The 22,680-nt window shown below is 60.6% G+C and carries 17 protein-coding genes; 6 read left to right on the top strand and 11 right to left on the bottom strand.

Going from position 1 to position 22,680, the window contains the following annotated elements:
• Position 1 precedes the first annotated feature (1 nt).
• The 3 genes from LUU92_RS08785 to LUU92_RS08775 form a co-directional block, all read right to left on the bottom strand.
• Entirely contained in the window at positions 2 to 310 is a 309-nt protein-coding gene (locus tag LUU92_RS08785) for a hypothetical protein (protein WP_071488539.1), read from the bottom strand.
• Positions 311 to 560: 250 nt separating this feature from the next.
• Complete coding sequence (locus tag LUU92_RS08780; RefSeq protein WP_071488540.1) at positions 561 to 995, bottom strand: DoxX family protein; 435 nt, start codon at positions 993 to 995, stop codon at positions 561 to 563.
• Between the two features lie 102 nt (positions 996 to 1,097).
• Complete coding sequence (locus LUU92_RS08775) at positions 1,098 to 2,519, bottom strand: MltF family protein (protein ID WP_058427986.1); 1,422 nt, start codon at positions 2,517 to 2,519, stop codon at positions 1,098 to 1,100.
• A gap of 236 nt (positions 2,520 to 2,755) precedes the next feature.
• Here LUU92_RS08775 and LUU92_RS08770 point away from each other — a divergent pair, with 236 nt between their 5' ends.
• The 5 genes from LUU92_RS08770 (at position 2,756) to LUU92_RS08750 (ending at position 11,376) form a co-directional block, all read left to right on the top strand.
• Positions 2,756 to 3,562: a TatD family hydrolase gene (locus LUU92_RS08770; RefSeq protein WP_257103473.1), complete on the top strand. Its 807-nt coding sequence runs from the start codon at positions 2,756 to 2,758 to the stop codon at positions 3,560 to 3,562.
• 96 nt (positions 3,563 to 3,658) lie between these two features.
• On the top strand, positions 3,659 to 5,140 hold the full coding sequence (locus LUU92_RS08765) for a methyl-accepting chemotaxis protein (RefSeq protein ID WP_058427988.1): 1,482 nt from the start codon (positions 3,659 to 3,661) through the stop codon (positions 5,138 to 5,140).
• A 198-nt stretch (positions 5,141 to 5,338) separates the two neighbouring features.
• On the top strand, positions 5,339 to 10,048 hold the full coding sequence (locus LUU92_RS08760; protein WP_257103472.1) for an RHS repeat-associated core domain-containing protein: 4,710 nt from the start codon (positions 5,339 to 5,341) through the stop codon (positions 10,046 to 10,048).
• 3 nt (positions 10,049 to 10,051) lie between these two features.
• On the top strand, positions 10,052 to 10,459 hold the full coding sequence (locus LUU92_RS08755; protein WP_092247633.1) for an Imm50 family immunity protein: 408 nt from the start codon (positions 10,052 to 10,054) through the stop codon (positions 10,457 to 10,459).
• Between the two features lie 554 nt (positions 10,460 to 11,013).
• The gene (locus LUU92_RS08750) at positions 11,014 to 11,376 is read left to right on the top strand and encodes an Mpo1-like protein (protein ID WP_058424472.1); all 363 of its coding nucleotides are present in this window, start codon (positions 11,014 to 11,016) and stop codon (positions 11,374 to 11,376) included.
• 2 nt (positions 11,377 to 11,378) lie between these two features.
• Here LUU92_RS08750 and LUU92_RS08745 read toward each other — a convergent pair whose 3' ends face one another.
• The 3 genes from LUU92_RS08745 to LUU92_RS08735 all read right to left on the bottom strand — a co-directional run bounded on the left by LUU92_RS08745 (position 11,379) and on the right by LUU92_RS08735 (position 13,351).
• Complete coding sequence (locus LUU92_RS08745) at positions 11,379 to 12,176, bottom strand: acyl-CoA thioesterase (RefSeq protein WP_257103471.1); 798 nt, start codon at positions 12,174 to 12,176, stop codon at positions 11,379 to 11,381.
• Between the two features lie 90 nt (positions 12,177 to 12,266).
• Complete coding sequence (locus LUU92_RS08740) at positions 12,267 to 13,028, bottom strand: CHAD domain-containing protein (protein WP_257103470.1); 762 nt, start codon at positions 13,026 to 13,028, stop codon at positions 12,267 to 12,269.
• Positions 13,029 to 13,072: 44 nt separating this feature from the next.
• Positions 13,073 to 13,351, bottom strand: coding sequence for a hypothetical protein (locus tag LUU92_RS08735; protein ID WP_012722962.1), 279 nt, complete (start codon positions 13,349 to 13,351; stop codon positions 13,073 to 13,075).
• Between the two features lie 214 nt (positions 13,352 to 13,565).
• Here LUU92_RS08735 and LUU92_RS08730 point away from each other — a divergent pair, with 214 nt between their 5' ends.
• Entirely contained in the window at positions 13,566 to 14,603 is a 1,038-nt protein-coding gene (locus tag LUU92_RS08730; protein ID WP_058424475.1) for a patatin-like phospholipase family protein, read from the top strand.
• Positions 14,604 to 14,795: 192 nt separating this feature from the next.
• Here LUU92_RS08730 and LUU92_RS08725 read toward each other — a convergent pair whose 3' ends face one another.
• The 5 genes from LUU92_RS08725 to kdpA all read right to left on the bottom strand — a co-directional run bounded on the left by LUU92_RS08725 (position 14,796) and on the right by kdpA (position 22,675).
• Complete coding sequence (locus tag LUU92_RS08725; RefSeq protein WP_071490041.1) at positions 14,796 to 15,485, bottom strand: response regulator; 690 nt, start codon at positions 15,483 to 15,485, stop codon at positions 14,796 to 14,798.
• A gap of 37 nt (positions 15,486 to 15,522) precedes the next feature.
• Positions 15,523 to 18,174 carry a DUF4118 domain-containing protein gene (locus LUU92_RS08720; RefSeq protein WP_257103469.1) on the bottom strand — a complete coding sequence of 884 codons (2,652 nt, stop codon included), beginning with the start codon at positions 18,172 to 18,174 and terminating at the stop codon, positions 15,523 to 15,525.
• A gap of 124 nt (positions 18,175 to 18,298) precedes the next feature.
• Positions 18,299 to 18,844, bottom strand: a complete 546-nt coding sequence (kdpC, locus tag LUU92_RS08715; RefSeq protein ID WP_071490039.1) for a potassium-transporting ATPase subunit KdpC — start codon at positions 18,842 to 18,844, stop codon at positions 18,299 to 18,301.
• Positions 18,845 to 18,908: 64 nt separating this feature from the next.
• Positions 18,909 to 20,972, bottom strand: coding sequence for a potassium-transporting ATPase subunit KdpB (kdpB, locus tag LUU92_RS08710; protein WP_371322036.1), 2,064 nt, complete (start codon positions 20,970 to 20,972; stop codon positions 18,909 to 18,911).
• 8 nt (positions 20,973 to 20,980) lie between these two features.
• The gene (gene kdpA, locus LUU92_RS08705) at positions 20,981 to 22,675 is read right to left on the bottom strand and encodes a potassium-transporting ATPase subunit KdpA (protein ID WP_093126555.1); all 1,695 of its coding nucleotides are present in this window, start codon (positions 22,673 to 22,675) and stop codon (positions 20,981 to 20,983) included.
• Positions 22,676 to 22,680 lie beyond the last annotated feature (5 nt).

Here is a 22,680-nt window from a genome sequence, read left to right as displayed (position 1 = left end):
TTCAGCGACGGGCTATCAGCCCCTGTCGTGCGATACGGGTCAATTGGCGGATGACTTCGGTGGCATTGTTGGCACTCGGGGCCTGGATAACCGCCAGGTCAAAGCTGTCACTGGCAAAACGCGCAAGTGAATCGCCATCTTCAACAAACTGGATCAGGAACGCCGAAGGTCGGCCAGTGCGACGCGGCCAACCATCCAGGTAACGCAATAGCGTGGGCTGGTGTTTGCCGCCAAGAAGAATTTTCGGGTTGCGTTGAGTGAGGTCCGCAGTAATCGGGGCCAAGCGTATCAGGGGGCGTAATGCATTCATCGTGTCGTGTCTCTGCCTCAAAAGTCTGCGGGCAGGTGAGAGGCAACACCGAACCAGCGCTTTAGCGGAATTTCGAAGCATGAAACACGCTTCTGTCGGGACCGATGACGATCACCCATGGCGCCCCGCAATTAGCTGTTTAAATCGGCGCATGAGCGGCATCCTAGAGAAGCCGGTGGGGCGGTGTCAAGAATCCCGAGCAACGAAAAGGCCCGCACAGGGCGGGCCGATTCAAGGTGTTGCAGCCCAATCAGTGGGCGATGGCGCGGTCTGCGGACAGTTTGCCAGCACCCTCCAGCAGTACCGCCAGTGAGCCGCCGAGCAGGGCCAGGGCGAACTCATAACCGTTGTTGGCCATGAACAGGCCGTTATGGATGTGCACCGAGAAGATCGCCACCAGCGACAGGAAAGTCAGGCCCAATGCCGCAGGACGAACCAGCAGACCGATGATCAACGCCAGGCCGGCAAAGAACTCGGTACCGCCCGACAGCAGCGCCATCAGCGTACCCGGCGCCAGGCCGATGCTTTCCATCCACTGGGCGGTGCCCGCCAGACCGTAGCCGCCAAACCAGCCAAAAAGCTTTTGCGAACCGTGGGCGGCGAAGATGATGCCTACCACAATGCGCAGAATAGTCAGGCCGTAACCGGCGCGAGTGGAGAGAATGCGGTTGATCAGTGGGCTCATGGTGCAGATCCTTTTCAAAGTAGGGTTGGTTGGCCGCTATATTAATCAGTTAAAGCAATGATAAAAGCCGAAAAAATGCCTGATTAATATCGATAAAATCGATTACTTCCGTGAAGCGATTTTCGGCGCTGGCGGTTCCAGGGACTCCCGCTCCCGATCGAACGCCAAGAAATACTTGTTGACGCTATTAACATAGCTGACGCCGCCCATCCCTACCTGCTCCATGGCAATGCGTTCAACCTGGAAAAACCACTGGTTGGGGTTGAGCCCCCGCCGCTTGGCTTCAGTACGCATGCCCTGCACCCGCTCCGGCCCCATGTTGTAAGCCGCCAGCACAAAGGCCATGCGTTCGCGCTCGTTGAGCTTGGGGCTGGCGAAGAACTTGCGACGGATCATTGCCAGGTACCGCGCGCCGGCCTGCACGTTGCTGTCGAGACTTTCGATGTTGTTGACCCCCACGCGTTGCGCCGCCGATGGCGTGATCTGCATCAAGCCGGTAGGGCCGCCGCTGTTGCGCGCGCCAGGGTCAAGCGCCGATTCCTTGAAGGCCAGTGCGGCGAGGTTCAACCAGTCCATGCCCTGCTCGCGGGCGTGTTTCTGCAAGACCGGGCGCAGTTTTTCCAGGCGCTGTCGGTCGACGCGGGCCAATGGGTTGCGCACTTGGTAAAGGCGACGGTAGATACGCTGGAATGCCACATCCTGATCGGACGGGGTTCGATAGGTCTTGAGGAATCGATCAATGCTGGCCCGCAGCATCGAGGCATCCTGGCGCACGAACCAGTATTCGTCGCCCGGCTCGCTGATCGCCACCTGCTTATCGAAACGCAACTTGGGCAGGATCTTCGACCAGCGCTCGGCAATCGGCTTTTCGACAATGGTCAGGTGGAAAATACCGGCCTGGACCATCTCCAGCACATCTTCCACGGCCAGGGTCGGGTCCACCCACTCCACTTTCACCGGCGGCTGCTTGTGCAGCGCGAGTTTTTGATTGACCTGGTTGATGGCATCCGCCGCGGCGCTACCGGTGGTCAACGCCAGGGTGCGGCCGGACAATTGTTCCAACTTGGTAAACCGCCGCTCGCCCTTAACCCCCACCAGCCACAACGGCACATCGCTGGCAATCGGGTCGCTGGTACTGATCTTGTGCGCCGCTTTTACATCGAGCAGTTCACCGGGCGCCACCAAATCACCTTCGCCACGGGCCAGTGCGCCAAGCAACTGGTCCTTGGCCTTGGGAATGATCTTGAGGTTGATCTCCTGGCCATCACGGGCATGGCCATTGAGGTACTGCTCGAAGGCGCGCAGGCGATGGTATTCAACACCGATGGCCTGGCCTTGCACCTCACCGGAGCTGTTACGGCTCTGGTTGACCAATACGCGCAACGTGCGGCTTGAACGAATCTCCGCCAAATCACGCACCTTGCCGGGCTTGGTCACTTCCAGCGGCCCGTCCAGACGCGCAACCGCCGCCATGGGCAGCAGCATCGTCAGGCACAACATAAGCAACGCCGAGGGTCGGATCATCCGCTCTCCGGAAAGAATACTGGCCAACGCCCTCGCGAAAAACGAGGCGGTGGGGGTCAGAAACAGAGCGCTTTATGCGCTGGCAAGGTACGCAACGGCGGCATGATGAAAGGCGGCGGGCCAACCACAATGTCGCTTGCGACGTTCAAAGACAGCTATAACTCGTTGTAGTTCTTCGTTTTTCTTATAAATCTACAGCTCTGATATGCTTTCCGGCCGCAGGCGGAGATAGCACCATGCAACTCATTGATATCGGCGTCAACCTGACCAACCCCAGTTTCGACGAGAAGCACCAGGCCGTGCTCGAGCGTGCCTATGCTGCCGGCGTGCAACAATTAGTACTCACCGGCACCAGCATCGAGGGCAGCGAACAGGCCCTGGCGCTGTGCGAAAAACTCGATGAAAGCAGCCAACGCCTGTTCAGCACGGCGGGTATCCACCCCCACTCCGCCAGTGACTGGAACGGCGATAGCGCATCACGTTTGCGCGGGTTGCTGAAAGAAAACCGCGTACGCGCAGTCGGAGAATGCGGGCTGGATTTCAACCGGGATTTTTCACCGCGTCCGCAGCAGGAAAAAGTCCTCGAAGAACACCTGGTGCTGGCCATCGAGCTGAAACTGCCGGTATTCCTCCACGAACGTGATGCCAACCAGCGCCTGTTGGATATCCTCAAGGACTACCGCGACCACCTCACCGCCGCCGTGGTGCACTGCTTCACGGGCGAACAACAGGCGCTGTTCAGCTACCTCGACCTCGACTTGCACATCGGCATCACCGGCTGGATCTGTGACGAACGCCGTGGGACACACCTGCACCCCCTGGTCAGGGAAATTCCCCATGGCCGCCTGATGCTGGAAAGCGACGCGCCCTACCTGCTACCGCGCACCTTGCGTCCGAAGCCGAAAAACGGTCGCAACGAGCCCGCGTATCTACCCGAAGTGCTGCGCGAAGTCGCCCTGCACCGCAACGAGAGCGTGGAAGACCTGGCACGCCACAGCACGGCCTGCGCCCGTCGCTTTTTTGGGCTGCCTGCCGTGGATTGATGCGGCGCATTGACCCATGTCAAAACCGTTTTCCTGGATAGCGGCACAATAATGGCACCTTGCCAATGCTGTTTCCGCTATCAGAGAAAACCTTCCATGGGTGCCTGGCTTAGCAATATCTCGCTGAAGTACAAATTCTGGGCCGTCAATGCGGTCGCCTTCATTACCACCCTGCTGCTGGTGCTCTATGCCGTGCAGCTTGAACAACAGTCCCGCAGCGATGCATCCCGGGCTTCGGCGCAGGCCCAGGCACACTTGTTCAATGCGTGGCCGACTGGCGAAGCATTGCCCAAGGGCGAGCACTGGCTGACGTTCAAGCGCGGCCAGGTCCCACAACTGGCGGAGCAGGATCTGTCAGCCCTTGGCAGCAACCTGGGCTGGGTCGAACTCAATCACATGCCGTGGTTCGGCGAAAACCCGCTGATGGGTGCCGAAGTCATCGCCCGCCCTGACGGTCAATACGTCGCCGTGCTTGCCTACGCGCCAAGCCTGAGCCAGGTGTTCGAAGAACGCTTCGCCAACTATGCAGTGGCGGTCCTGATCCTGATGCTGGCGATGCTCGGCGCCTCGCAACTGCTGATCCGCTTCCTGCTCAGCCAACTCAACACCCTGAAAGACGTGATGCTGCACGTAGAGAAAACCGGCGACCTTTCGGCCCGCGTGCCGTTGGCCTGCAAGGATGAAGTTGGCCAGATGGCCAGCGCCTTCAACGCCATGCAAGCGGGCTACCAGCGCGTCGTCAACACCGTGGCACGCACCGCCCAGCAACTCGACGATGGCGCCGCACGGTTGGCCAGCAGTATGAACGACGTGCAGCACGGCATGCTCGGCCAGCAAAGCGAAACCGACCAGGCCGCCACTGCCATCAACGAAATGACCGCCACCGTCTACCACATCGCCCAGCACGCCGGCGCCACCCGCGACCTGTCCCAGACCGCCGACACCCTGGCGGGCAGCGGCCAGGAAGTGGTCACCCGCGTACAACGCTCGATTGCCGGCCTCTCCACGGGCGTGCAGCAGACCGCCGAGATGATCCAGAAGCTCGCCGAGGACAGTCAGAAAATCAATGGCGTGGTCAGCGTGATCCATAGCATCGCCGAGCAAACCAACCTGCTCGCCCTCAACGCCGCCATCGAAGCCGCCCGCGCCGGGGAAATGGGCCGGGGTTTTGCCGTGGTTGCCGACGAAGTGCGCAACCTGGCCAAACGCGTACAAAGCTCCACCGACGAAATCACCCGCATGGTCTCGGCGCTGCAGGCCGGCACCCGCGACGCGGTGGACTTCATGCAGGAAAGCTCGTTCAAGGCTGACGACTGCGTGCAGCAAGCCCAGGAAGCCGGCGCGGCCCTCGCCGAAATCACCAGTGCCGTGGCGCAGATGCGTGAAAGCAACACCCAGATCGCCGTCGCTGCCGAGCAGCAAAGCCACGTCGCCGAAGAGATGAACCGTGCGGTGGTGAGCATTCGGGATGTGACCGAGAACACGGTGCAGCAAACCGTGGATTCGGCGACGACCAGTAATGAACTGGCAACCTTGGCCGGGGAGCTGAGCAAGGCGATTGGGCAGTTGAAACTGTAGGACTGCTCAACCCGTAATCCTCTGCCTACAACAAAGCCTCGGTTTGCCCGAGGTTTTGGCGAAACGTCCTAACCCTCCCGGCGAATAACGCCGACTTCTTTTCCCTGGCAACCTCTTCAAAGTCTCTCGCCTGTTCAATCAGCGCGAGGGACCGCCGATGCACTTCTCCAGCCGTGCCCCACTCAATGGGGCTGCCTCATGACTCCAGTTATTGCCCGGTTCATCCTGGCGCCCATGGATGCCAAGGCGCCGGACGTTGAAGGCGTCCTGCGTGACTTGCGTGAATGCCTCAACACGTTTGACGAGTGGGCCGAAAGCTTCTGGAGCGGCTCGGCGCTGGAAGTCGAGCAGGTGTTCAAGGTCGGCGACGAGGTTTCCCTCGTCGCTCCGGCGTCCTCCAAGAAACCGAATCGCACGGTTGCCACCTGTAAGGCCCAGGGTGCGTTGACCCTGGTGCATATGTTCGAGAGCACGCGGTTTGTGCCTATCGGCAATACGCCGGTGATGCTGCAAGCGATTGCGCCTGACGGCAGCCCAATGGGTTCGCCGATCCATCACACCATCGGCCCCAGCGGCATGCTTGAAGTCAGCGACTGCACCCGCGATCAGCGCTACCAGATCACCCTCTATCCCAACGTTTCCAAGGATCACATCAAGGCGCTGTATGCGTCTTATCAGTCGGTGATCGCAGAGCTGGAAATGGGCCTGCGTGATGAGTGGGCGAAGACCTTCAAGCCGCAATGGAGCGACCTTGCCAACGCCATATCCTTGGAACGCAGTGCGATGCAGGGCATGGCGTTTTCCAGCGGCATGGCCAAGGCGCTCTACAACCTGTGGGACAACTTCACACAACTGTACGACCTGCTGGCGGACCTCAAGAGCAATAGCCAGAAACTGCTGCAGTACGTCTCCCAGGCCGAACTGGATGAACTGTTGAAACTGGGCAAGGACACCATTGCCCAGGGCCTGCTTGTGCTCAGCGATGAGCCGCTGATGTTTATCTATCTGTCGGCCCTGGTTGCCTGGGTACGCATGCTGCCGCCGCCGCAGATGTACGAGCTGCTGGGCGAGATGACCGGCGAGGTGCTGATCAATCTGTTTCTGATCTGGGCCACGCGAGGCATGGGGGTTCAGCTTCGTTTGGGTATGCAGGTGCTGGGGCACATCAAGTCCGAGCGCGTGCGTAAATGGCTGCAAATGCTGGCGGACCAGATGGTTGGACCTCGTCTAGAGGGCCATGTCGAGGCGGCCAGGCCGTTGCTGCTGGGTAGCTCCGCGACGCCGATCCGGGTGATTCCGGATGCACCGTTGAAGGCCGGGGATCAGGTGGTTTCCAACGCGGTGCCGGTGGTGCGCAACAAGTCCCAGCGAACGGCGTTGGTGCGGCAGGAGACCGTGGATGATGTGCCGGTTTCTGCTCGCAACCCGAATGGGGATGCGGCGGCATCTTCGGACAAGACCGCCACCAACGGCTGCCCGGTGTCGATGGTCACCGGCGAGGAACTCCTGACCCTCACCGATGGGACGCTGGACGGGATCTTGCCGTTTGAGTGGACGCGGTTGTATCGCACCAGTGCCGTAGAAGTGGATGTCGGGCTGGGGTTTGGCTGGAGTCACGCGCTGGCGCATCGGCTGAGTGTTTCCGGGGATTCGGTGCTTTGGACCGATCATGAAAACCGCTCCACCACCCTGCCCTTGCCGTCTACTTCTCGCCCCGCAATCACCAACAGCCTGGCCGAAGCCGCAATCTATCTGGGTTCGTCGCCTGATGAACTGGTGCTGGCCCAGGCATCACGTTTCTACCACTTCCGCGACGGTGTGCTGACAGCGATCAGCGACGCGTATGACAACCGGCTGCGCATTACCCGAGACTTTCTGGGCCGTGTTGAGCGGGTGGATAACGGCGTCGGGCGCTCGTTGTGGTTGCGCTATGTGTCGGGCCGGATCGTGGCGGTGGATTACCAGATTCATCGCGTTGTGGATGACGGTCCGTTTGTGTGGGTGACGGAGCAGACGGTTGTTTCCTACGCCTATGACGACCTGGGACGACTGGTTTCAGCGACCAATGCCGTCGGTGAAAGCGAGGTTTATCGCTACGACGAACAGCACGTCATTCTTGAGCGCGGCTTGGCCGGTGGGGCGAGTTTCTTCTGGGAGTGGGAACGGTCTGGCAAGGCGGCGCGGTGTGTCCGGCATTGGGCCAGTTTCTCGCAGATGGACACGCGTTATGCCTGGGATGACAACGGCCAGGTCACGGTGTTTAACGCCGATGGCAGCCAGGAAGTCTACGTGCATGACCAGCGGGCGCGGCTGGTGCAGCGAGTGAATCCGGATGGGGCCGAGCACTTTAAATCCTACGATGACAGAGGCCGGCTGACGGTTGAGCAGGACCCGCTCGGGGCGATCACGGCGTATCAGTACGACGAAGCCGGGCGCTTGGTGGCGGTGTTTCCGGGGGACGATGAGCCGACGACCTACGAGCATGATAACGGCTTCGTACGCGTTGTAAGGCGGGGTCAGGCGGTTTGGAAGTATGAGCGCAACGACCAAGGCGATGTAACGCGCAAGACCGATCCAGACGGTCACGTTACCGATTACACCTACAACAAATACGGACAGCTGATTGGGGTTTGGTACCCGGACCACAGCTGTCAGCGGCTGGTGTGGAACGAGCGTGGGCAGTTGCTTGAGGAGCAGTTGCCCAATGGTGGGATCAAGCGTTATCGCTATGACGACCTTGGGCGACAGATTGCGCGGGAGGATGAGCATGGCGCGCTGACCCAGTACCAGTGGGACGACGTTGGGCGGTTAGTCCAGGTCGTCTTGCCGAGCGGCGACACGCGTAAATATACCTACAACGCTTACGGAAAAATCATCGCCGAACGCGATGAACAGGGGCACGTCACCCGCTACGAATACACCGACGGCCTGCACCTGATCAGCCGCCGCATCAATGCCGATGGCACACAGGTCAAGTACCGCTACGACAACGCGCGGTTACTGCTGACCGAGATCGAAAACGAGGTGGGCGAGACCTACCAGCTCCAGTACCACAACAGCGGCCTGATCCAACAGGAAATTGGCTTTGACGGTCAGCGCACGGCGTACGTATACGACCTCAACGGCAACCTTCAGGAAAAGACCGAACACGGCGATGACGGCAGTCAGCTGGTTACCCGTTACCAGCGCGATCATGCCGGACGCCTGATCAGAAAAATCCTGCCCGATGGCAATACCGTCGATTACACCTACGACCGCCAGGGCAATCTCTTAGGCGTCGAAGACGGCCACTGGTCACTGGCCTACGAGTACGACAGCCAAAACCGCCTCACTGCCGAACACCAAGGCTGGGGCACCCTGCGCTACGGCTACGACGCCTGCGGCCACCTGCAAAACCTGCGCCTGCCGGACAACAACCGCCTCACCTTCACTCACGACAAAGGCGGCCACCTCGCCACCGTCGAACTGAATGGCGCCGTTCTCACCTCACACCTGTTCAAGGCCGGCCGCGAACAGCAACGCCAACAAGGCCAATTGCTCAGCCACTACCAACACGACCACCAGGGCCGCCTGTTCAACCAAAGCATCGTTGATGCCGAAGGCCCGCTATACCGCCGCCACTACGACTACGACAAAACCGGCAACCTCACCCGACTGCTCGACACCCGCAAAGGTGAACACCGCTACCACTACGACCCACTCAACCGCCTCACCCGCGCCGACCACACCCAAGGCGAGCAGGAACGCTTCGGCCACGACCCCGCCGGCAACCTGCTCATGCAAAACCGCCCCGGCCCCGACATCGTCGCTGGCAACCGCCTGATGATCCAGGGCGACCACCATTACGACTACGACGCCTTCGGCAACCTCATCCGCGAACGACGCGGTAAGGGCCATCAACTCGTCACCGAGTACCGCTACGACTGCCAGCACCGCCTGATCGGTATTAAAACGCCCAACGGCCAGACCGCCAGTTACTGCTACGACCCGTTTGGGCGGCGTATCAGCAAAACCGTCGACGGCATCACCACCGAGTTCTTCTGGCAAGGCGACAAGCTGATTGCCGAACACCATGCGGATCGGCATCGCAGCTACCTGTACGAGCCGGACAGCTTCCGTCCGCTAGCCTTGCTGGAAGGCTTCGGCCCCAAGGAAACCAAGGCCTACCACTACCAGCTCGACCACTTGGGCACCCCGCAAGAACTCACCGCCCCGGATGGCGAAATCGTCTGGTCGGCGCATTACCGTGCCTACGGGGAAATCACCCGACTCGACATCGGAAAAGTCGACAACCCGTTGCGCTTCCAGGGTCAGTATTTCGATCAGGAAAGCGGACTGCACTACAACCGCCATCGCTACTACAATCCGGATGTTGGTCGTTACCTGACGCCGGATCCAGTGAAGCTGGCGGGTGGGATCAATGCGTACCAGTACGTGCCTAATCCCACGGGATGGGTGGATGCGACAGGGCTGAGCGCCAATTGTCCGCCGAAAGGGATACAACAGCCAGCCTGTAAAACACAGAATGAACCGGAAACACCTGATGTTTCTCGCAGAGGCGCTTTCAGACAAGCGAAAAGAGATGCTGGGATACCGATGGTTCAGGCCCCAGATATGGTAGTAGACCCAGACATAGGAAAGGCCAAACAATACACGACTGAAAAAATGACAGACAAGAATAGGAAAACAGTTCTGGATGAAAACGGCAAACCCATAAACACAAAAGTCTATCAATTCACAAGAGCAAACGGCTCGAAAATCCTTATCCAAGACCACTCAGCAGGCCATAAATACGGTAGCGTAGATGGAATTGGAGACCATTCATCGCACTTTAATTTGAGACCAATCGAAAAACCTCGAAAAGGTTATCTTGAAGGCGCAAAAAAACACTATCCATTCAGGAAATAAAAAATGAAATACTGGAACGAGTTAGAGGGGAGTATATTTCTTAGCAAAGTCTTCAGCCTTCCTGTTGAGATTGGAAAAATAGCCATTTCCTCATTAAGGGTAGAAAATGATCAGCCTTGTATTGGAATAGGATTCGACATCTCCGAATTTCCAGACAAACTACCAGAAAAATGGAAAAACAAAGGGTATAACATGTGCAGACTTGGAATAACCTGCAACGACATTAAAAATCTGAAAGTCTTTAACATCCCCGCACACGAGGTATTTACCGTAAAAATCAATAAGAAAATGGACCACTTTACTTTTGAAGCCACCAGCGATAATGCACACATAGAGTTCAACGCAAAATTTATTTCACTCAGCGGACCAACCGTTTACATCAACGATCCGGACGACTATTACTTCAAATAACCAAAACCAGTATATACCTCCCCATAAATGCGGCTAGGCGGCGCCACCTAATCCATCATCTCGAAAAAATATAGACAACTCATTCGAAACTTTAAATATACGCGCCAGAAAATTGAATCGGCAGAACTCACGACTTCGATTAACAATCTGGCGTGGAGTCTTTTCAAGTCAGAAAGCGATGTACCCGAACCAATCGAATTGAACGAAAAAGCACAGAATACGGCTCTAACTTCTGGCAGGAAATACAGAACAGGATTAGTCAAGAAATCTGGTTTTAGTGGGGTTCGATTCGGCATACAGGGCTTAGAAAATCCATGATGCAAAAGATATTACAGCGGTTCTGGGTGAGACGACCGGTTATCCATTCCAGATAACCGATAACAACCTCACGTTTCTGATACACATGGACGACCATGACTGCGTTATTTGGACATAAGGGGGGACATGCCGAAAACTACCCTCTATGACCCCCATAGCCAGCCCCAATTCGCCGCCCCGCCCGCCCCCACCTAAACTCTGTTCAAGTTATTTCAACGGACAGAGGATTCATCATCATGGGCAAACGTCACCCCAATCTCCCCGCCTGGCAATGGCGTCACTACCCGCAGAACCATCAGCACCCGACCAATCTGGCGTTGCACCTGATTGCCGTGCCGCTGTTCATCATTGGGTTTCTGTTGATTGTATCCGGGGTGTTCAGCCTGAGCCTGGCCAGTTTTGCCGTCGGTGTGGTCGGTATCCTGGCTGGCCTGGCGTTACAGCGTCATGGTCATAGCCTGGAAGCCCAGGCCAGTGAACCGTTCAGTGATCGTAAAGATGCGGTCCAACGCCTAGTGGTCGAGCAGTTCGTGACCTTTCCGCGCTTTGTGTTGAGCGGTGGCTGGTGGCGCGCCTGGCGGCAGCGCCACAGGCATTGAGATCAGGCGAAGACCACCACGGTCTGGCGGCTGATGGCGATGAGTTCGCCGGTCGGGCTCCACAGGGCGGCGGCGGCATGGCCGTAGCCGTCGCGGGCGTGCTCGATATTGACGTAATACTGGCACCAGTCGAGGGTCGTGAGGTTTTGTAGCGGCTGGATGAATTCGATGGTCCAGGTCAGGGTGCTGCCCGGTGCCGGCTTTTTCAGGTGCGGCAGCAACGCAGGGGGCCAGGCGTCGACCAGGGCAAGGATATGCGCCTCCGTCAGCGGCTCTTCCTTCACATCGCCGCGCAACCGTACCCAACCGCCCATGTCGCGGGATTTATTACCGGTAAAGGGTAAGCCGCCGACGCTCCAGCGCATCGCCAGGTGGCGCATGAATTCCGGGGTGACGCCCTTGATATAAGGCAGTTCCTGGCACTCATCCCAGTGCTTGAACACCGGCGGCGCTTCGCTTTCGACCGCGATTTGCGACTCACGGGCCCCACCGAAACTGGCCTGTACCAGTGTCGCCACTTCACCGTTCTGCACCACACGGCCAAGCAATTGGCTGACGGCTTTGCCTTCGCGCAGCACTTCGACTTGATAACTGGCGGGGACGTCCGGCGCTACCGGGCCAACAAAGGTGATTGCCAGCGACCGTAAAGGACGATCCGCGGGCACTTGGGCACGCAGGGCTTCGTATTGCAATGCGGCGACCAGGCCACCAAAGGTCGCACGGCCCTGGGCCCATTCGGCGGGGATGGTGACATCCAGCGGGTTGCTGCGGGCGGCGTCGAGCAAATCACTAAAGCGCATGGCGGTCTCACATCAAAGGGAACAGATGAGGGATCTTAACCATCAGGCCAATCAGGTACAGCGCCTATTCCGGCCAAAAGCCGGACCGGCTTAGAAACAATCAGCGCTGAGTTTATCCAGCACTCGATCCGCCTGCCCTTCCGCCTTGGCCATGGTGCGATGCCATACGGCAACACAAGGTTGCAGATCAGCCTGGTGTTCAGCCTGGGCCAACCACTGCCAGCAGTCATGCCAATCCCCCAGGGCGCCCTGGGCTTTTTTCAGGTGCGACATGGCGTTGGCGGGCAATTTGTCCAACTCGGGATAGGCCTCGGCGGCGTAGCGCACGCGCTTGATCAGCAAGCGGAGGCGATGGCGATCATGGCCCGGATCCTTCAAGGCCTTATCGAGTGCCTGCCATTGCTTGGCCAGACGCTTTTCGATGCGTGGGCGCAGGCCTTTGAGCAACTTCTGGTGCTCAGAAGCACGGATGAAACGCGGAAAAGCGTCGAGGATCAGCAGCAAGTGCGCAAGTTCCGGGCTTTGCGCCACCTGACGATAGGCCTGGGGTTGCAGGCGCAGTCGTCGGTTTGCGGCCTCATGATGGCCGTGCAGGTGCAAATACGCCGCCAGCACCTCGCGGTCGCGTAGCGGCGTAGTCAATTGGCCGACGGTGCTGGCCGCCAATTCAAGCTGCTCCACCCCTGGCAAGCCGCGCAAGGGGCGCAACAGGCTGCGCAGACGACGCACAGTGGTGCGCAGGTCATGCAGGGCTTCATCGTCGGTGACGGCGGCAAGGCGAGCCTGGCAGCTCAGTAACCCTACTTCCAGGCCAATGACCTGAGCGACTAACTGATCGACCAAAGCTGACATCCTGCACCCACTACCTGATGAGAAATCCTACTCGCTGCTACAGGTCAACGCCCGGCGCGAGACTCACGAATATAGAACCGCGCTTTCTCGGCCTTGTTGGAGCAGCCTTCAAACGCTTCAAATTGCTGCTGGGTCTTGGCGCCTGTCAACAAAGACAGTGCCTTAGAGTAGCTCACGGTGCCGGCAAAGCCTTCAGCCTTGGCCAGGTCAAGTTCTTTCCAGGCGGCGTCCAACTGGCTGCCGCAACTGTCGCGGTAGGCGGTTTTCCCGGCGCAACCAGCCAGGGCCAACACGATCACAGGCACACACATCCAGGCTTTCATCAATGACACCTCAAAAAGAAAAAACAGTCGTACGTTGTAGACGTTGCCTACAGGGAAAAGTGCCTGTCCTTAGCCTGAAATCGATAGTACCTATTGACCAGAGCATACCCGAGCAGCAGCGCTATCCTGGAAAAATATTGCAGGCCACCACGAATATTGAAGCCGGCCTCCCATGGGTGCATTGTGGGCACCTGCCTTGGGGAGGACATGGACCATGAAGAAACGTGTTGCCTTGGTGCTGGGTTCCGGTGGAGCCCGGGGCTACGCCCATATCGGGGTGATCGAGGAAATCGAGCGGCGCGGCTACGACATCGCCTGTATCGCCGGCTGTTCAATGGGAGCGGTAGTGGGCGGCATTTACGCCGCTGGCAAGCTGGATGAGTATCGAAACTGGATTGAAAGCCTCGACTACCTCGACGTGTTGCGCCTGGTCGATGTGAGCTTCCGCCTGGGCGCCATTCGTGGCGAGAAAGTCTTCGGGCAGATCCGCAAGATCGTCGGCGAGATCAATATCGAAGAACTGCGCATCCCCTACACCGCAGTCGCCACCGACCTTACCAACCAGCAGGAAATCTGGTTTCAGGAAGGCTGCCTGCACCAGGCCATGCGCGCCTCGGCGGCGATTCCCAGCCTGTTCACCCCGGTGATGCAAGGCAACCGCATGCTCGTGGACGGCGGCCTGCTCAACCCGCTGCCCATCGTGCCGGTGGTGTCGAGCCACTGTGACTTGATCATCGCGGTCAACCTCAACGCCACCAATCAGAAGCACTACCAGTTGCCGGTGATCCAACGCCCGCCCGCGTTCAAGAGCCGCTTCAACAACCTGGCGAGATCACTCGGTTCGCACCTGCCCTTTCGCCGCAAGCAGGCCGAACAACTGATGAAACTCGAGCAGGAGGCGTTGGAAGCGCAGGCGGCGGAGATCAACCCGTGGCTGGAATCTGCCGAGCCGGAATCCCAACAACCCGCCGCGGCACCGGAAAAGCCCGGCGCACCGAAGTCGGCAACCGGGTCGTTCATCATTGATAACGTCGGCCCGGCTTCGCTGCTGGACCTGATCAACCAGAGCTTCGAGGTGATGCAGACGTCGCTGGCGCAGTACAAGATCGCCGGCTACCCGCCCGACGTGCTGATCAACGTGCCGAAGCGGGTGTGCCGGTTTTTCGAGTTCTACAAAGCGCCGGAATTAATCGCCCTGGGGCGGGAAATTGCCAGTGATACGTTGGATCGCTATGAAAGTGAGCAACGCTGAAACAGGCGCGTCACTAACGCCGTTGTGGCGAGCGGGCTTGTCCGGCGTTGGGCTGCGCAGCGGCCCTCATCAATAAGCAGCCGGAGCGTCAGGCACTCCTGAGGGGCTGGCTTTGGGGCTGCTTCGCAGCCCAACGCCGGACAAGCCCGCTCGCCACAACAAGCCCGCTTGCCACAGAGAAGCACCTGAGATCTATCCGCCCAACAACCGATACCCCACCCCTGCCTCGGTCACGATAAACCGTGGCTGGGTCGGGTCATCCGCCAGCTTCTGGCGCAGGTGTCCCACGACGATGCGCAGGTAGTGGCTGTCCTCGGTATGGGTCGGCCCCCAGATATCCTTGAGCAATTGCTGCTGGGTAATCACCCGCCCAGGGTGCCGTGCCAGTTGCGCCAGCACCGCGTACTCCTTGCGCGTCAGCGCTACTTCAGCGCCGTCCAGCAGCACCCGGCGATAGGCCAGGTCCACCGTCAGCGGGCCAAAACGCAAGGCTGCTTCCTGGGCTTCCCCCGCTGGCGCCTGGCGTAGCAATGCACGCACCCGGGCGAGAAACTCCTGGATGCCAAAGGGTTTGGTCACATAGTCATTCGCACCGCCATCCAGGGCCTCGACCTTTTGCCCCTCGCTGGCCCGCACCGACAGCACCAGCACCGGCACCGTCGACCACTCGCGAAATTCACGCAGCACCTGCTGGCCGTCCATGTCGGGCAGGCCAAGATCGAGGACCAGGAGGTCCGGCTTGTTCAACGCTGCCTGGGCCAGGCCTTCGTTGCCGGTACCGGCTTCGATCACTTTGTAGCCCTGGGAGGCCAGGCTGATGCGCAGGAATTTGCGGATCTGCGGTTCGTCATCAATGACCAAAATCGTCGCGGTCTGGCTCATGGCTTCCAATCAAAATCCGTGAAGAAAACAGGGTAGCTCATGCCTCGCGCTCCAGGCCAGGCTGTGTCGGTAAAGGCAGGAACAAGGTGATGCAGGTGCCACGCCCGTCAATGCCGTCGGCCACGCTGATATGCCCACCGTGGGCGCCGACCATGCCCTGGCAGATTGCGAGGCCCAGGCCCGTGCCCTGCCCGCCTCGATCACCGCGCGCTGCGGTGTAGAACATATCGAAGATCTTTGCGCGCTCATCCTCGGGAATGCCGGGGCCTTCGTCGGCCACGGCGAAGAACAGCTGGTTATCGGCAACGCCGGCGCTCAGTTGCAAACGCCCTTGCGGCGGCGAAAAACGCGCGGCGTTTTCCAGCACATTCACCAACGCCTGCTCGATCAACGCGGCATGCACATACAACAATGGCAACTCGGGCGGTACGTCGGTACTCACCTGCAACGGCGCCAGCACTGCACGCAGACGGCCGAGGGCGCTGCCGACGATATCACCCGGCGACACCCAATCCCGCGCCAGCTTCAACGCACCGTGGCCGAGGCGGGTCATGTCCAGCAGGTTCTGAATGTAACGGTCAAGACGCTCAGCCTCATCGCGAGTGCCTTCAAGCAATTCGCGACGATCCTCCAGCGGGATCGCTTCACCGAGTGCCAGCAAGCTGTCGATGCTGCCACGCATGGAGGTCAGCGGCGTGCGCAAATCATGGGACACCGACGCCAGCAAGGCGCTGCGCAGTTGCTCGGTTTCGCCGTGCAACCTTGCAGACTCCAACTCCTGGGCCAGTTGCGCCCGCGCCAGCGCCTGGGCCAATGGCTGGCTCAAGGCGGTGAGCAGGCGACGGCGTTGGCCACTCAATTCCAGGCCCGGTTTGGGGCTGACCCCCAGCAAACCCAGCGGGCCTTCTTCGCCCGACAACGGCCACCACCACCAACGCCCGAACGGCAGGGTCCCGGTGCCCATGCCCGCTGGTTGGTCATGTTGCCAAGCCCAATCGGCGGCGGCACGCTCGGCTTCGGTAAGCGTCAGCGGGCCGCCGGTCTCGATTGTCCAACCGCCTTGGCCATCACGATTGACCAGGCACAGGTCCAGGTCGCTCCAGCCTTCCAGGTGATGTGCGGCAGCACTGATCACCGCCTGGCGATCGGTGGCGGCCGTGAGTTTGCGCGACAGGTCGAGCAGCTCGCTGGTTTCTTCCTGGGTGTCGCGCAACGCCTGCAACTGGCGGCGCTGGCGCGCAGCCAGGTTGCCGGTCAGCGCCGCCATCAACAGGAAGAACAACAGGGTCAGTACGTCTTCTTCACGCTGGATGGCGAAGGAAAAATTCGGCGGGATAAACAGGAAATCATAGGTCAGGAACGACAACGCCGCACACACCAGCGACGGCCCCAGGCTGCTACGCACTGCCACCAGCAATACCGCCGCCAGGAACACCAGAGAGATGTTCGGCAGCGGCAAGGCGCTGGACACCGCCCAGGCCACCGCCGCCGCGACCACCGTGGCCAAAACCGCCAGTGCGTAGTCGAACCACACTAGCCCGCGTACATCCGGCAAGCGCGGCGGCGCCGGAATATCATCGCTGTCGAGGACGTTGATTTCCAAACCTCGCGCATTACGCAACAAACGCGCCGCCAGGCCGCCGCCGAACAAGCGACGGCGCCAACGCATCCGCGACTGCCCCACCAGCAGCAGGCTGGCACGGCGTTCGGCGGCGTGCTGGATCAGCGTCTTGGCCACCTCCCCTGCGCGCAGCAACACCACCTCGCCGCCCAATCGCTCGGCCAACTGCTGGGCATTTTGCAGGCGCAGCCGCGACTGCTCATCCCGCGCACGACCGTTATCGATATGCACCAGGCTCCACGGCAAATGGCGGCGCTGGGCAACCCGACTGGCATGGCGCACCAGGCGCTCGGCCTGGGCATCGCCATCCACGCCGACCAGCAAGCGCCCACGCACCGCCGGCGCGGCTTGGCCGAGCTGGCGATAGCCTTGGGCCAAATCGTCATCGACGTGGGCGGCGGCGGTTTGCATGGCCAACTCGCGCAAGGCCATCAGGTTGGTCTGGCTGAAGAACGCATCGATGGCCGCCCGCGCCTGCTCAGGCACATAGACCTTGCCGTCGCGCAGGCGCTCCAGCAGCTCGCGGGACGGCAGGTCGATCAGCAGCAGTTCGTCGGCCTCTTGCAGCACCCAGTCCGGCAGGGTTTCACGCACTTGCACGCCGGTGATGCCGCGTACCTGGTCGTTGAGGCTTTCCAGGTGCTGGACGTTGACCGTGGTAAACACGTTGATGCCGGCAGCGAGCAGTTCCTGGATGTCTTGCCAGCGCTTTTCGTGACGGCTGCCGGGGGCGTTGCTGTGGGCCAATTCGTCGACCAGCACCAGCTTGGGCTTGGCGGCGAGCAGGCCGTCGAGGTCCATTTCTTCGAGCATCACGCCACGGTATTCGCTGCGCAGCAACGGTTGCTGCGGCAGGCCGCTGAGCAAGGCTTCGGTCTCGGCACGGCCGTGGGTTTCGACCACACCGGCGATCAGCTTCACGCCCTGTCGCAGTTGCGTGTGCGCGGCCTGGAGCATGGCGTAGGTCTTGCCCACACCCGGCGCGGCGCCAAGGAAGACTTTGAGCCGGCCACGGCCGTCCCGGGGCAGATCGGCTAACAGGGCATCGGCGCGGCCGGAGTCGCTCATGCTCGGGGTTCCTTCAGATGTTTATGGGTTGCGCCGCAGGACGTCATCGCGGGCAAGCCCACTCCCACATTTGGAATGCATTCCCCTGTGGAAGCCGGCTTGCCTGCGATGGCGGCGCCACTGCCTACAACTTTTCCAGGGCCATATTCAGCGCCAGCACATTCACCACCGGCGGGCCTACCAGCGGGCTTTCGATGTGTTCATCGAGCAAACGCTGCAAAGTCGACACCGGCACATTCCGCGCCGCCGCCACCCTTGCCAGTTGATAGGCAATCGCCTGGGGTGGCAAGTGTGGATCAAGACCGCTGCCAGAGGTAGTCAGCGATGCCAGAGGCACCGGCCCTTGGCTCGGCACCAGCTGTTTACTCGCGTCATCGAAGATACGCGTCGCCAGCGCCGGGTTGCTGGGGCCGAGGTTACTGGCGCTGCTGGAGACCGTCGCAAACGCGCCGGCCGATGGGCGCGGATGGAACCAGCTGGCACCGGTAAAGTCCTGGGCAATCAGGCTGGAGCCACGCACCTTGCCGCTGTCGTCGCGCACCAGGCTGCCATTGGCCTGGTTCGGGAAAGCCACTTGGGCGACACCAGTCACCACCAGTGGGTAAGCGACGCCGGTGATCAGGGTCATGAGCACCAGCAGGCTCAGGGCCGGGCGGATCATGTTGGACATTTCGGATTCCTCAAGTCGGTCATTGCAACCTGTGGGCACCCGTCGGGCGCCCACAGGAATCGGGTCAAACCAGGTGCAACGCAGTCAGCAGCATGTCGATCGCCTTGATGCCCACGAACGGCACCAGAATCCCGCCCAGCCCATAGATCAGCAGGTTGCGCCGCAGCAATGCCGCCGCGCTCGCTGCCTGTACGCGCACACCGCGCAGCGCCAGGGGGATCAGCACCACGATGATCAGCGCGTTGAACACGATGGCCGAAAGGATCGCGCTCTGCGGGCTCTGCAAGTGCATCACGTTGAGCACGCCCAGTTGCGGATAGATCGAGGCGAACAGCGCCGGCAGGATCGCGAAGTACTTGGCCACGTCGTTGGCGATGGAAAAGGTGGTCAATGCGCCACGGGTCACCAGCAATTCCTTGCCGATCTGCACCACGTCCAACAGCTTGGTCGGGTCGCTGTCGAGGTCGACCATGTTGGCGGCCTCGCGCGCAGCCTGGGTGCCATCGTTCATCGCCATGCCGACGTCCGCCTGGGCCAGCGCCGGGGCGTCGTTGGCGCCGTCGCCGCACATCGCCACCAGGCGACCATCATTTTGCTCATGACGGATGCGGGCGAGTTTTTTCTCCGGGGTGGCTTCGGCCAGTACGTCGTCCACGCCCGCTTCAGCGGCAATCGCGGCGGCGGTCAACGGGTTGTCGCCGGTGACCATCACGGTACGGATTCCCAGTTTGCGCAGCTCGGCGAAACGCTCACGGATGCCCGGCTTGACCACGTCCTTCAGGTGGATCGCGCCGAGCAACTTGCCGTCGGCACACACCAGCAACGGGGTGCCGCCGCTCTGGGCGATCTTGTCGATTTCCCGCGACAGCGCAGGCTGCAAATCGCGACGTTGTTGACCGATGAAGGCCAGCAGCGAATCCACCGCGCCTTTGCGGAACACACGGCCCTGGTAGTCGACACCGGACAAGCGGGTTTCAGCACTGAACGGCACGGCCGTCAGTTCGTCTGCGGTCGGCTCGGCTTGAGGGTGCAAGGCGCGCAGGTATTCAACGATGGATTTACCTTCCGCCGTGTCATCGGCCAGGGAGGCAAACAATGCGCCTTCGGCCACTTCCTTGCCACTGACGCCAGGCGCCGCGACCACCGCCGCACAGCGACGGTTACCGAAGGTGATGGTGCCGGTCTTGTCCAGCAGCAACACATGCACGTCGCCCGCTGCTTCCACGGCACGCCCGGACTTGGCGATCACGTTGAGGCGCACCAGGCGGTCCATGCCGGCGATGCCGATCGCCGACAGCAAGCCGCCAATAGTTGTAGGAATCAGCGTCACCAGCAGTGCGACCAGGAACACCAACGGCAAGCTGCCGCTGGCGAAATGGGCGAACGGCTGCAGGGTTACCACCACCAACAGGAAGATCAGGGTCAGGCCGATCAGCAGGATATCCAACGCGACTTCGTTGGGGGTTTTCTGGCGCTTGGCGCCTTCCACCAGGGCGATCATGCGGTCCAGGGTCGACTCACCGGGGTTGGCGGTGATACGAATCAGCAGCCAGTCAGACACCAGGCGGGTATTGCCGGTGACGGCTGAACGGTCACCACCGGACTCACGGATCACCGGTGCCGATTCACCGGTAATGGCCGCTTCGTTGACAGCCGCAATGCCTTCGATGACCTCGCCGTCACCGGGGATCATTTCCCCGGCGGCAACGCGCACCACATCGCCTTTGCGCAGGCTGGTGGCCGGCACGACCTTGAAGCTGCCATCGGCCTCCTTGCGGCGTGCGCTGAGGCCTTCGCTGCCGGCCTTGAGGCTGTCGGCGCGGGCCTTGCCACGCCCTTCGGCCAGGGCTTCGGCGAAGTTGGCGAACAGCACGGTGAACCACAGCCACACGGCGATTTGTACGGCGACAAACGTGGGCACGGTGGTGTCGGGCACGAAGCACAGCACAGTGGTGAGGATAGCGGTCAGTTCGACCACCAGCATCACCGGCGAGCGTTGCAGTTGGCGCGGGTCCAGCTTGACGAACGCCTGGACCAGCGCCGGGCGCCACAGAGCCGAGATGGCGGTTTTGGCAGGCTCCTGGGTTTTGACCGGGGCCGCATTTTTTGCAGGCATATTCATGTTCATATCGCCTCTTAGAAGCCCATGCTCAAGTGTTCAGCAATGGGACCCAGCGCCAGCGTTGGCAGGAAAGTCAGGCCGCCCACCAGCAGAATGGTCACGGTCAACAGGGTCACGAACAGCGGGCCATGGGTCGGGAAGCTGTTCTGGCCGATCGGTGCGGTCTTCTTCATCGCCAGGCTGCCGGCCAGGGCCAGGACCGGGAGGATGTAGCCGAAGCGGCCGATCAACATGCCCAGGCCCAGCATCAGGTTATGGAACGGCGTGTTGGCGCTGAAGCCACCGAACGCCGAGCCGTTGTTGGCACTCGCCGAGGTGTAGGCGTAGAGCAACTGGCTGAAGCCGTGGGGGCCAGGGTTGCTGATGGCACTGGCCGGGCCAGGCAGGCTGGCGGCAATGGCGCCGAGCACGAGCACGCCCACCGGCATCACCAGCAGGGTCACCACCAGCAATTGCACTTCCTTGGCCTGCAGCTTCTTGCCCAGGTATTCCGGGGTGCGGCCGATCATCAGGCCGGCGAGAAACACCGCGATCAACACGTTGAGCAACATGCCGTACATGCCGGCGCCGACGCCGCCGAAGATCACTTCGCCGACCATCATGTTGACCAGCGCGACCATGCCGCTGAGTGGATTGAGGCTGTCCTGCATGCCGTTGACCGAGCCATTGGATGCCGCTGTCGTCGTCACCGACCACAGCACCGTACCGGCGGTGCCGAAGCGTGCCTCCTTGCCTTCCAGTGGCGCAGTCTGCTCCACGGCCGGATTGTTCAGGGTCGGGTTGGGCTGGTATTCGGCCCACAGCGAGGTCGCGCCGCCGATGATGAACAACGCAAGCATGCAGCCGAGGATCGCGCGGCTCTGACGCAGGTCTTTCACGTAATGGCCGAAGGTGAACACCAGCGCCACGGGGATCAGGATGATTGACGCCACTTCGAACAAGTTTGCCCAAGCGGTAGGGTCTTCAAACGGATGCGCCGAGTTGACACCGAAGAAGCCACCGCCGTTGGTGCCCAACTGCTTGATCGCAATCTGACTGGCGGCCGGGCCCAGGGGGATCACTTGATCCACACCCTGCAGGGTCACGGCATCCACGTAATGGGCGAAGGTCTGCGGTACGCCCTGCCACACCAGGAACAACGCCAGCACCAGGCATAACGGCAGCAGGCCGTAGAGGGTGGCGCGGGTCATGTCGACCCAGAAGTTGCCCAGGGTCTTGGTGGATTTGCGACCGATCCCACGGCAAAGCGCGACCAGCACTGCCAGACCCGTCGCCGCGCTGACAAAGTTCTGCACGGTCAGGCCGGCCATCTGGCTGAGGTAGCTCAGGGACGCCTCGCCACTGTAGGACTGCCAGTTGGTGTTGGTCATGAAACTGACCGCGGTGTTGAAGGCCAGGGTCCATTCCTGCCCCGGCAATTTCTGCGGGTTCAGTGGGAGGTAGTCCTGGAACAACAGGATCGCGAACAGCAGCAAAAAGCCCGCGAGGTTGAAGGCAAGCAAGGCGAGCATGTACTTCTGCCAGCTTTGCTCCTGATGCTCGTCCACGCCCGACAGGCGATAACAGGCGCGCTCAACGGGACCGAACACCGGCGTAAGCCAGGTGCGCTGCCCTTCCATTACTTTGTAATAGAACCGCCCCAGGAACGGGGCCGGCACCAGCACCACGGCAAAGAAGGCAATGATCAGCCAATAGTCATAACTGTGCATGGCCA

The sequence above is a fragment of the Pseudomonas extremorientalis genome, assembly GCF_024584605.1.
Lineage (GTDB): Bacteria > Pseudomonadota > Gammaproteobacteria > Pseudomonadales > Pseudomonadaceae > Aquipseudomonas > Aquipseudomonas extremorientalis.
This window is presented reverse-complemented; position numbering and strand designations above follow the sequence as displayed.